The following is an 11,030-nucleotide window of genomic DNA, read 5'->3' on the forward strand; positions in this document are numbered from 1 at the left end:
GACGGACATTGATCTCTTGTGTTTCCCATGATGACAACCTGCGTTTCTTCCGCACGCGCCGCCGGGCGTGCTTCGTCGCGTCCGCTGGCACGCCCCAGCGCCATTTCCCTTTCGGTTGCCGCGTTGCTGGGCATGCCCGCGCTCGCCTTCGCACAAGCTGCAGCCCCGGCATTGCCCGAAACGGTGGTGACCGCGACCCGCACGCCAACACGTGCCGACGAACTGGTGTCGGACACGGTGGTCATCGATCGCGCGCAGATCGAACGCCAGGCCAGCCGCACGCTGCCCGAACTGCTGGCGCGTGTCGCGGGGGTTCAGATGTCCGCCAACGGCGGTGCGGGCAAGGTCAGCAGCGTATTCATCCGCGGCACCGAAGCCCGCCACACGATCCTGCTGATCGACGGCGTGCGCTATGGCTCCGCCACAGCCGGCACGCCCTCGTGGGACAACATCCCGGTCGAGATGATCGAACGTATCGAAGTGGTCAAGGGGCCGGCCTCGGCGCTCTACGGCAGCGACGGCGTGGGCGGTGTGGTGCAGATCTTCACGCGCAAGGCCAAGCCGGGCGAGGACTCGTTCAGCCCGCGCGCGTCGAGCACCATCGGCAGCGAAGGCTACAAGCAGATCACCGGCGGCTTCACCGGCGCCTCGGGGCCCTTCACGTACTCGCTCGACGCGCAGCGCACGATCGACAAGAGCTTCTCCGCGACCAACCGCAAGGTGCAGTTCGGCAACTTCAACCCGGACCGCGATCCTTTCATGCAGAGCGCCCTCAACGCGTCGCTGGGCTACCAGATCAATCCAGACTGGAAGATCGACAGCGGCCTGCTGTACTCGGAAGGCCTGAACCATTTCGACGACGGCCCCAATCGCGATACCCGCGCCGTTGTGCGCACCCAGACCGCGTACATCGGCGCGCGCGGCAAGGTGATGCAGAACTGGTCGACGCAGCTGCGCTACGCACAGAGCCGCGACTACACGCGCTCCATCGTCGCCGCCACGCTGCCGGGCCTGTTCGAGACCACGCAGGACCAGTACCTGTGGCAGAACGACATCGCGACGCCGATCGGCACCGTGGTCGCCGGCCTGGAACGCCGCGTGCAGGAGGTCAACAGCGACACCGCGTACACAGTGACTAAGCGTGACATCGACTCGGCCTTCGTCGGCCTCAACGGCAGCGCGGGCGCCCACAGCTGGCAGGTCGACGCGCGGCACGACCGCAATTCGCAGTTCGGCGACAGCAACACCTGGTTCGCCGGCTACGGCTACCGGATCACGCCGAACTGGCGCGTCAACGCGTCGCACGGCACCAGCTTCGTCGCGCCTTCGTTCAACCAGCTCTACTTCCCCAACTTCGGCAACGCGGCGCTGCAGCCGGAAGAGGGCAAGAACACCGACGTCGGCATCACCTGGAGCCAGGACGGCCAGAGCGTGAAGCTGGTGCGCTATGACAACAAGATCCGCGGCTTCATCACCAACACCACCCGGCCCGAGAACATACTCCGCGCACGCATCGAGGGCTGGACGCTGGGCTACGACGGCCAGTTCGGCCCCTGGGGTGTGCATGCGAACCTGGACTCGCTGGACCCGCGCAACGAGGGTACCGGCAAGCTGCTGCCGCGCCGCGCGAAGAACACCGTTTCACTGGGCATCGACTACGCCGTCGGCCCCTGGAAGTTCGGCGGCTCGGCGCTGCATGTGGGGCGCCGCTTTGACGACGTGGCCAATACGCGCAGACTCGGCAACTACACGACCGTCGATCTCTATGCCGAGTACCAGGTGGCGAAGGACTGGTCGGTGCAGGGGCGCATCACGAACCTCAACGACGTCACGTATGAAACAGCCTACGGCTACAACCAGCGCGGGCGCGCTGCCTACCTGACGGTGCGGTGGCAGCCGAAATGAACATCGCACACCGCGAACTGATCCTCGGCGGTCAGCGCAGCGGCAAGTCGCGGCGCGCCGAAGGGTGCGCGGCCGAGTGGCTTGCGCGTTCTCCCGCGCACCACGCGGTGCTGATCGCGACCGCGATGGCGCACGACGACGAGATGCGCGAACGCATCGCCCGGCATCGCGAGGACCGCGCGCTGCGCGTGCCGGGCCTCGCCACCGTCGAGGAGCCGATCGCGCTCGGTCCCGCGCTGGCCCGGCTGAGCGCGCCGCATGTCCTGGTGGTGGTCGATTGCCTCACGCTGTGGCTCACCAACTTGCTGATGCCGGCGGCGTCCGCGTCTCACGGAAGCAGCGCCTCGCTGGAGATGGTGCAGGCTTCGCTGCTGCGTGCCCTGCGCGAAGCGCGCGGCCCGGTGGTGCTGGTCGCCAACGAGATCGGTCTCGGCGTGATCCCGATGGGCAGCGAGGTGCGCGCCTTCGTCGATGCGCTGGGACGCCTCAACCAGGAGGTGGCGGCGGCCTGCGAGCGCGTCACGCTGATGGCCGCAGGCCTGCCGCTCAGTTTGAAAGAACCCGAATGAATCCGCTTTGCAGGTGGGCGCTCGCGCTGGCCGCGGCGGCGCTGACGGTCGCGGCCCATGCCGTGGTCGTGACCGACGAGCGCGGCGTGCGCGTCGACCTGCCGCGGCCGCCGCAGCGCATCGTGAGCCTGCTGCCCTCGCTGACAGAATCGGTCTGCACGCTGGGCGCCTGCGAGCGGCTGATCGGCGTCGACCGCTACTCCAACTGGCCCGATGCCGTGCGCGCACTGCCGCAGCTGGGCGGCGGCATCGATCCGAACGTCGAGGCCATCGTGGCGCTCAAGCCCGACGTGGTGCTCCTGGCCAAGTCCTCGCGCGTCACCGAGCGGCTCGAGGCGCTGGGTCTCAAAGTGATCGTGCTCGAACCGAAGAGCCATGCCGACGTGCAGCGCGTGCTCGACGCGCTCGGCCAGGTGCTGGGCATCGGCGATGCGCAACGCGTGTGGCGCGCCATCGATGCCAGCGTGACGGCGGCGGCAGAGGCGCTGCCGGCGCGCGCGAAGAACAGGCGCGTGTACTTCGAGATCAACAGCGCGCCCTACGCGGCGAGCGAAGTCTCTTTCATCGGCGAGACGCTCGCGCGGCTCGGCGTGAAGAACATCGTGCCGGCTTCGCTCGGGCCCTTTCCCAAGCTCAATCCCGAATACGTGGTGCGCGCCGATCCCGACCTGATCATGGTCGGCGAGCGCAGCGCGCAGGGACTCGAGCAGCGGCCGGGCTGGGCTTCCATCCGGGCGGTGCGCGAAGGCCGCATCTGCCGCTTCAAGGCTGCCGAATCCGATGTGCTGGTACGGCCTGGCCCGCGCATGGGCGAGGCTGCACAGCTCATGGCGAAGTGCCTGCAGGACAAGGCGTGAAGAGCGAGCATCGCCGCGCCCTCTCGCTCGGCATCGGGCTGATGGTGCTGAGCGCCGCGCTGATCGTGCTGGGCGCAGGCATCGGCAGCACCGGCTTCGAGAGCGTGTTCGCGGCGCACCGCGATCCGGTCGCGCTGCAGATCGTGTGGGACATCCGCCTGCCGCGCACGCTGGGCGCCTGGCTCGCCGGCGCGCTGCTCGGCCTCGCGGGTGCGGTGGCGCAGGGCCTGTTTCGCAATCCCCTGGCCGACCCTTATCTGCTGGGCAGTGCTTCGGGCGCCTCGCTCGGCATGGCCGTGGCGCTGTCGCTGTTCGGCGTCTCGGCGGCCAGCACGCAATGGGTGGTGCGCCTGGGCCTGACCGGCGCGGCCTTTCTGGGGGCCGTGCTGGCGGTGCTGCTCACCCTGATGCTGGCGCGCGGCGTGCAGCAGACGCTCCGGCTGCTGCTGGCCGGCGTGATCGTCGGCGTGGTGCTCGGCGCCGCCAAGGACCTGATCACCATCGCATCGGCCGACATCCTGCAGGCGATCCAGGGGTTCATGCTCGGCAGCACGGGCCTGGTCGGCTGGAGCGCCTGCGGCGTGATGGGCGCGCTCGGCCTCGTCTGCCTGCTGCTCGGCTGGGCGCTGGCGCCGGTGCTCGACGGGCTGGCGCTCGGCGAGGCCACGGCCAGCAGCCTGGGCTTGCCGCTGGGCGCGATGCGCGCCGCGCTGGTGGCGGTGCTCGCGCTTGCCACCGGCACCGCGGTGGCGCAGACCGGGCTCATCGCTTTCGTCGGCCTGGCGGCGCCGCACCTGGTGCGCTCGGCCGTGAAGACCACGCATGCGCGCCTGATCGTGCTGTCGACCGCGATGGGCGGCCTGCTGCTGATGGCGGCCGACCTGCTGGCGCGCTGGCTGATCGCGCCGCAGGAGCTGCCGGTCGGCGTGCTGACCGCAGTGCTCGGAGGCAGCTATCTGCTGTGGCTCATGCATCGGCGCAGCGCGCGGGGAGGCTTCTGATGGAGCGGGTGGTCGCGCGCGGCATCGCGCTCGAGGCAAGGCAGGTCAGCGCGACGCTGGGCCAGACCGAGGTGCTGCATGGCATCGATCTCGCGCTCGCGGCCGGCCGCTGGACTAGCATCGTCGGTCCCAATGGCGCGGGCAAGTCCACCTTGCTCAAGGTGCTGGCCGGCCTGCTGGCCCATCGCGGCGAGGTGCGCCTGTTCGGGCAGCCGCTCGATGCCATCTCCGGCCGTGCGCGCGCGCGGCGGCTGTCGTGGCTCGGCCAGGGCGGCGCGGGCGAAGGCTCTGCCGACGACCTGATGGTCTACGACGTCGCCATGCTCGGGCGCCTGCCGCACCAGCGCTGGCTCGCCGCGCCCAGCGATGCCGATCGCGCGGCCGTCGAGCGCGCGCTGCGCAGCACCCAGGCCTGGGAGTGGGGCGGGCGGCCGCTCGGCCAGCTGTCGGGCGGCGAACGCCAGCGCGTGCTGCTGGCGCGTGCGCTGGCCGTCGAAGCCGAACTGCTGCTGATGGACGAACCGCTCGCCAACCTCGATCCGCCGCACCAGGCCGACTGGATGGCGAGCGCCCGTGCGCTGGTGGCCGAAGGCAGGACGGTGGTCAGCGTGCTGCACGAACTCAATGCCGCGCTGGCGGCCGATGCGATGGTGGTGATGGCCAAGGGCCGCGTGCTGCACCATGGCCGCTGCGACGATGCAGCGACGCACCAGGCGCTCGAAGCGGTGTTCGACGGCCGCGTCACCGTGCATCGCGTGGCCAACCAGTGGCTGGCCGTACCGCACTGAACACTCAACCGGGAACTCCCATGCAGATCGAAACCCCACCCAGCGACAAGCCCTACGAGAAGCCCGAGGGCGAGCGCCGCGGCCTCGTGATCGTCAACACCGGCGACGGCAAGGGCAAGAGCACCGCGGCCTTCGGCCTCGCGCTGCGCGCGCACGGCCGCGGCAAGGCCGTGAAGATCTTCCAGTTCATGAAGGTGCCGAGCGCGCGCTTCGGCGAGCACCGGATGTTCGAGCAGATCGGCATCACGATCGAAGGGCTGGGCGACGGCTTCAGCTGGAAGAGCCAGGATCTCGAACGCTCGGCGCAGCTTGCGCGCGACGGCTGGGAGAAGGCGAGGGCGGCGATCCTCTCGGGCGAGCATTTCCTCGTTGTGCTCGACGAGATCACCTATCCGCTGATCTACGGCTGGCTGCCGCTCGAAGGCGTGCTGGAGACGCTGCGCACGCGGCCGCGCGAAGTCCACGTGGTGCTGACCGGGCGCCGCTGCCCGCCCGAGATTGTCGAGTTGGCCGATACGGTGACCGAGATGCAGATGGTCAAGCATGCGTTCAAGGCCGGTATTCCGGCGCAACGAGGCATCGAGGACTAGAGCTTGACGATGGTGGCCGCGCTTTGGGTCGCGCTCGCCATCGATCGATGGTTGGGCGAACCGGCCGCGCGCTGGCATCCGGTGGTGTGGATCGGCCGCTACCTGGGCTGGGCGGGGCGGCGCATCGCACCGCCGGCCGAAGCAGCGCGCTCACCGGATCTCGCGCGCTTCGCCGCGGGAGCGCTCGCTTGGTGGGCCGGCGCTGCCACGGTCCTGCTGGCCGCGTGGGCGGTCGCGGTCGCCGCCGCGCGCCTCCCGGGCTGGGCGGAGGTACTGTTTCTGGGCCTGGCGCTCAAGCCGCTGTTCGCCTGGCGCATGCTGCGCGACGAGGTCCTGGCCGTCGAAGCGGCGCTGGCCGGCTCGCTCGATGCCGGCCGCGACCGACTGGCGCATTTGGTCAGCCGCGATGCTCAAGCGCTGAACGAAGCCGAGGTGCGCGAGAGCGCGATCGAATCGTTGGCCGAGAACCTCAACGACTCGGTGGTCGCGCCGGTGTTCTGGTTCGTGCTCTTCGGCCTGCCCGGGGCCGCGCTCTATCGTTTCGCCAACACCGCCGATGCGATGTGGGGCTATCGCGGCGTGCGCCAAGGCCGCGTCTGGGAATGGGCCGGCAAGTGGGCCGCGCGCGCCGACGATGTGCTGTCGTGGCTGCCTGCGCGCTTCACCGCCTTTCTGCTCCTCTCGTCTTGCTCCCTCTCCCGCGAGCGGGGGAGGGCTGGGGTGAGGGCTCTGCCCGCCACCGCCCGCGAAGCCCGCCATACCCCATCCCCCAACAGCGGCTGGCCCATGGCCGCGATGGCGCTCTGCCTCGGCGTACGGCTCGCCAAGCGCGGCGTCTACACCTTGAACGAAGCGGGACGCGCGGCCAGCGCGGCGGACACGCAACGCGCCGCATCGTTGGCGGCCAGGGTCGTCGTGCTGCTGGCCCTTGTCGCATCGGCATCGATCCTCGGGCTGGCTTTATGACTTCCTTCGACGAACCCCTGCACGGCGGCCCGGACGCCCGCGGCGCGGCGCCGCACGATTTCTCCACCAACGCCAATGCCTGCGGCCCTTGTCCATCGGCGCTGGCCGCGCTGCAGCAAGCGGACGCCCGCCGCTATCCCGATCCGCGCTACACCGCGCTGTGTGAAGGGCTCGCCCGCTTCCATGGCGTTGACGCCGAGCGCATCGTGATCGCCGCGAGCGCGAGCGAATTCATCGGGCGCATCACGGCCGCGGTGGCGCAGCAAGGCGGCCGCGGCGTCTGGATGCCGCCGCACAGCTATGGCGATTACCAGCGGACCGCCGGCGCGTGGGGCTTCGAGCCCGCGCCGGCAGCCGGTGCCGACCTGGCCTGGTGCTGCGATCCGTCCAGCCCATTCGGCCAAGCCCAGAACGGCTTGCAGGCCCTGATCGATGCGCCGCTGCCCTCGAAAGGCGCCTGCGTGCTCGACCTCGCCTATGAGCCCTTGCGGCTCGAAGGCAGCCTGGGGCTGAGCCCGGCGCAGAAGGATCGCGTCTGGCAACTGTGGACGCCGAACAAGGCGCTGGGCCTCACCGGCATCCGCGCCGCCTACGCGATCGCGCCCCGGGATGCGGGCGCGATGATCGCGCGCCTCGGCCGCCTCGCGCCATCCTGGCCGCTGGGAGCGCACGGTGCCGCGCTGCTCACCGCCTGGACCGGCGCCGAAGCGCAGGACTGGCTCCGGCACAGCCTGGACACATTGCGCGCGTGGAAACGCGAGCAAGAGGCCCTGTGCGCCGCGCTGGGCTGGACCTGCCTGCCCAGCGTCGCCAACTATTTCTGCGCGCGGCCGGATGTGCCTTATGCGCCGCGTGCCGCAGCGCTCCGTGATGCAGGCATCCAGCTGCGCGACACCCGCTCCTTCGGCCTGCCGGACCACGTGCGGCTCGGCGTGCTGCCGCCGGCCAGCCAGTCGGCGCTGCAACGCGCATGGCCGGCGGCGCGACCCTGAGGCTCAGCGCCGCTGCAGCCGCGGATTCTTCTGGAACAGATCGGCCGCCCAGTCGACGAAGACCCGCACCTTGGCGCTCAGGTGGCGGTTCGGCGGATAGACCACGTGCACCGGCAGCGGCGGCCGCGTCCAGTCCGGCAGGATCTCGATCAGCTCGCCGTTGGCCAGGTGGGATTCCGTCATGAAGGTGATGCACTGCGAGATGCCGAAGCCGCCGAGCACCGCCGCCAGGTGGGCGTTGCTTTCGTTGACCGAGACCCGGTAGGGACCCGACATCTCGATGTGCTCGTCGCCCCTGTGGAACTCGTGCGGGTAGACGCGGCGCGTGCCGCCGGCGAAAAAGCTCACGAGATGATGGCGCTTCTCGATGTCCGTCGGATGCTGCGGCACGCCGTAGCGCTTGAGGTAGGCCGGCGAGGCCACGGTCACGAATTCCAGCGTGCCGATGCGCCGCGCCACCAGGGACTGGTCGGTCAGGTCGCCGGCCCGGATCACGCAGTCCACGTTGTCGCTGATCAGGTCGACCGGGCGGTCGCTCACGCCCAGGTCGACCTGGATGTCGGGATAGCGGTCGCAGAAGCTCGCCAGCGCCGGCAGGATGATCATCCGCGCCGTCGAAGTGCCCACGTCGATGCGCAGCCGCCCGGTCGGGTTGGCCTGCGCATTGGTCATGCTGGCCTCGATCTCGTCGAAGTCGTTCAGGAGGCGCGCGGTGCGCTCGAAGTAGGCCGCGCCGTCGGGCGTGACCGTCACCCGGCGCGTGGTGCGGTTGAGCAGTTTGACGTGCAGGCGCGATTCCAGCGCCTGGATCTGCTTGGTGACCGTGCCCTTGGGCAGGCCAAGGGAGTCTGCTGCTCTTGTGAAGGTGCCGGCTTCTACGACGCGGACAAAGATCCGCATGGCCTGGATCTGGTCCATTTATGCTGCTCCTGGAAAACCCGGTGTTTCCACCGGGGTGCGGATTCTCACATGCCGCTTCTTAGCTGATTGTTAGCCAATTGGAAACAGAGTAGGGGCCAACAGCTCGTTGCAGCAGCCAATCCGGGTCGTAATATTCAACCCATCGTCCACTCACCGAGGCCGCTCATGTCATCCCGTCCCACTCCGCGTTCTGCTGAAGCCGCCAAGGCCCCGGCGGGAGCCGTTGTGCAAGGCGCCGAAACCGACATCAGCATCCCGCTGCCCGGCCGCGCGCCGGTCGAGGCGCGCCTCTATGGCCAACGGGCCAAGGGTGCGGCGGTGCCGCTGGTGCTGCACTTCCATGGCGGCACTTTCATCAGCGGCGATCTGGACTTCGGCCGCAACGTGGCCCGCCTGCTGGCCGGCGCCGGTGCGGTGGTGGTCTCGCTGGCCTATCCGCTGGCACCTTTCCCCGAACCCATCGAGGTCGGCTTCGCGGCGCTGGAGTGGCTCTACAAGCAGCGCGTCAAGCTGGCAGGCAAGGGCGCCCGCGTCTACCTGGCCGGCGAGGAAGCCGGTGGCAACGTGGCGGCCGCAGTGGCGCTGATGGCGCGGGATCGCGCGCATCCGCCGCTGGCGGGCCAGATCCTGCTGTCGCCGATGCTGGACCCCTGCGCCGGTACGCAATCGCTGCGCAAGGCGACGAGCGACGCCGTGAAGTGCCGCTGGGCGACCGGCTGGCAGGAGTACCTGAGCCGCCCGATGAACGCGACGCACCCCTATGCGGTGCCGGGCGCCTCGCTGCGGCTGGCCGAATTGGCGCCCACGCTGGTGCTGGTCGGCGAGGACGATGCGATGCGCGACGAAGCCCTGCGCTTCGCGCAGCGGCTGCAGGATGCGGGCATTTCGGTGACCCGGGGCGTGCTGCCCTCGGCCGCGAAGTGTCCGGACGAGTTGTACGACCCCGCCTATGGCGATTGCGCGTGTCCGGAGACAGTCGGTGAGCACATGCGCGCATTTTTCGCTGCCACGGCGCCGCCGGTGCCTCCCCCGGTCTAGGCCCAGCCGGCCACGCCGGTAACCCGTTTTTCGAATCTCCTCGGTCCGCAGGCCTTGCCGGCGGTGCCGGATATCGCCCTCCTGTGTCACGACGCCGGTTGGGCCGTTGCATTCCCAAAGTCATTCAAAAGGACGTTCATCATGCAAAGCAAGCTGTCTAACCAGAACCGCCGCCGCCTCTGGCCCGCCGTGACCGGCATTACCGCAGCGGTCGCGATCGCCTGCGCCGCGCTCGGCTTGCCGAGCTTCAAGGCCGAGGCCAACAATGCGCCCGCGGCCGACGCCCCGCGCGCCACGCCGGTGTCGGTGGCCACGGTGGCCGCGACCGACGTCAACACCTGGGACGAGTTCTCGGGCCGGCTCGAGGCGGTCGAGCGGGTCGACGTGCGCTCCCGCGTGGCCGGCGCCGTGCAGGCGGCCCATTTCCGCGAAGGCTCGCTGGTCAAGCAGGGCGACCTGCTGATCACGATCGACCCCGCGCCCTATGCGGCGGAAGTGGAGCGCGCCGAAGCGCAGGTGGCCTCGGCCCAGGCGCGCGTGTCCTTCACGCGCAGCGAGCAGGAGCGCGCACGCCGCCTGTGGGAAGAGAAGGCCATTGCCCAGCGCGAGCTCGACGAGCGCGTCAACGCCGGCCGCGAGGCCGAGGCCAACCTGCGCGCGGCGCAGGCTTCGCTGCAAAGCGCACGCCTGAACCTGGGCTACACCCAGGTGCGCGCGCCGGTGGCCGGGCGCATCGGCAAGATCGAAGTGACGGTGGGCAACCTGGTCGCGGCCGGCCCCGGCGCGCCGGTGCTCACCACGCTGGTGTCGGTGAGCCCGATCTACGCGAGCTTCGATGCCGACGAGCAGGTCGTGGTCAAGGCGCTGAAGGATCTGCCCGGCGGCGCCAGTGCGCGCAACAAGATCGAAGGCATCCCGGTGCAGATGGGCACCGCCGGCCTCGAAGGCACCCCCTACGAAGGCAAGCTGCAGCTGATCGACAACCAGGTCGACGCCAGGAGCGGCACGGTGCGCGTGCGTGCCGCCTTCGACAACAAGGACGGTGCACTGATCCCCGGCCAGTTCGCCCGCATCCGCATGGGCCAGGCCCGCAGCGAGAGCGCGGTGCTGGTCAACGAACGCGCGGTCGGCACCGACCAGAACAAGAAGTTCGTGATGGTCGTCGACGCCGACAACAAGACCGTGTATCGCGAAGTCACGCTGGGCGCATCGGTCAACGGCCTGCGTGTCGTCACCAAGGGCCTGAAGGCCGGCGAACGCGTCGTGGTCAACGGCTTGCAGCACGTGCGCCCCGGCGCGCTGGTGGCACCGCAGGCAGTCACCATGGACGCCAAGGCCGAGGTGCAGCCGCAGCGCGTGGCGGCTGCCGCGAAGTCCTGAGCACAGGGCGCTCTCTAGAGAAT

General features: G+C 69.7%; 11 protein-coding genes. 10 read left to right on the forward strand and 1 reads right to left on the reverse strand.

Translation table 11 applies throughout. The features are described 5' to 3' along the window. Window positions 1-27: 27 nt before the first annotated feature. From ACSQ89_RS12280 to ACSQ89_RS12315, 8 genes are read left to right on the forward strand one after another with little or no spacing between them, the layout of a single operon-like run. Window positions 28-1,905, forward strand: coding sequence for a TonB-dependent receptor domain-containing protein (locus ACSQ89_RS12280; protein WP_436292528.1), 1,878 nt, complete (start codon window positions 28-30; stop codon window positions 1,903-1,905). Beyond that, window positions 1,902-2,474 carry a bifunctional adenosylcobinamide kinase/adenosylcobinamide-phosphate guanylyltransferase gene (locus ACSQ89_RS12285; RefSeq protein ID WP_436292529.1) on the forward strand — a complete coding sequence of 191 codons (573 nt, stop codon included), beginning with the start codon at window positions 1,902-1,904 and terminating at the stop codon, window positions 2,472-2,474. Before ACSQ89_RS12280 ends, ACSQ89_RS12285 begins: the two co-directional genes overlap by 4 nt. Further along, window positions 2,471-3,331: an ABC transporter substrate-binding protein gene (locus tag ACSQ89_RS12290; RefSeq protein WP_093109210.1), complete on the forward strand. Its 861-nt coding sequence runs from the start codon at window positions 2,471-2,473 to the stop codon at window positions 3,329-3,331. The genes ACSQ89_RS12285 and ACSQ89_RS12290 overlap by 4 nt, the downstream gene beginning before the upstream one ends. A 41-nt stretch (window positions 3,332-3,372) precedes the next feature. Beyond that, on the forward strand, window positions 3,373-4,332 hold the full coding sequence (locus ACSQ89_RS12295; protein ID WP_244503956.1) for a FecCD family ABC transporter permease: 960 nt from the start codon (window positions 3,373-3,375) through the stop codon (window positions 4,330-4,332). Next, window positions 4,332-5,120, forward strand: a complete 789-nt coding sequence (locus tag ACSQ89_RS12300; RefSeq protein ID WP_093109212.1) for an ABC transporter ATP-binding protein — start codon at window positions 4,332-4,334, stop codon at window positions 5,118-5,120. Before ACSQ89_RS12295 ends, ACSQ89_RS12300 begins: the two co-directional genes overlap by 1 nt. 20 nt (window positions 5,121-5,140) lie before the next feature. Then, on the forward strand, window positions 5,141-5,710 hold the full coding sequence (gene cobO / locus ACSQ89_RS12305; protein ID WP_436292530.1) for a cob(I)yrinic acid a,c-diamide adenosyltransferase: 570 nt from the start codon (window positions 5,141-5,143) through the stop codon (window positions 5,708-5,710). 9 nt (window positions 5,711-5,719) lie between these two features. Beyond that, window positions 5,720-6,676, forward strand: coding sequence for an adenosylcobinamide-phosphate synthase CbiB (gene cbiB / locus ACSQ89_RS12310; protein ID WP_436292552.1), 957 nt, complete (start codon window positions 5,720-5,722; stop codon window positions 6,674-6,676). Continuing rightward, on the forward strand, window positions 6,673-7,668 hold the full coding sequence (locus tag ACSQ89_RS12315) for an aminotransferase class I/II-fold pyridoxal phosphate-dependent enzyme (protein ID WP_436292531.1): 996 nt from the start codon (window positions 6,673-6,675) through the stop codon (window positions 7,666-7,668). The genes cbiB and ACSQ89_RS12315 overlap by 4 nt, the downstream gene beginning before the upstream one ends. Before the next feature lie 3 nt (window positions 7,669-7,671). On the opposite strand, the gene ACSQ89_RS12320 is transcribed toward ACSQ89_RS12315, so the two are convergent. Further along, on the reverse strand, window positions 7,672-8,586 hold the full coding sequence (locus ACSQ89_RS12320) for a LysR family transcriptional regulator (RefSeq protein WP_093109216.1): 915 nt from the start codon (window positions 8,584-8,586) through the stop codon (window positions 7,672-7,674). Window positions 8,587-8,754: 168 nt separating this feature from the next. Here ACSQ89_RS12320 and ACSQ89_RS12325 point away from each other — a divergent pair, with 168 nt between their 5' ends. Both ACSQ89_RS12325 and ACSQ89_RS12330 read left to right on the forward strand, forming a co-directional pair. Continuing rightward, window positions 8,755-9,627: an alpha/beta hydrolase fold domain-containing protein gene (locus ACSQ89_RS12325; RefSeq protein WP_436292532.1), complete on the forward strand. Its 873-nt coding sequence runs from the start codon at window positions 8,755-8,757 to the stop codon at window positions 9,625-9,627. Window positions 9,628-9,768: 141 nt separating this feature from the next. Continuing rightward, entirely contained in the window at window positions 9,769-11,007 is a 1,239-nt protein-coding gene (locus tag ACSQ89_RS12330) for an efflux RND transporter periplasmic adaptor subunit (protein ID WP_093109218.1), read from the forward strand. Window positions 11,008-11,030 lie beyond the last annotated feature (23 nt).

Origin of the sequence: Variovorax sp. LjRoot175 (genome assembly GCF_964253805.1) — a bacterium.
Classification (GTDB): Bacteria; Pseudomonadota; Gammaproteobacteria; order Burkholderiales; family Burkholderiaceae_C; genus Variovorax.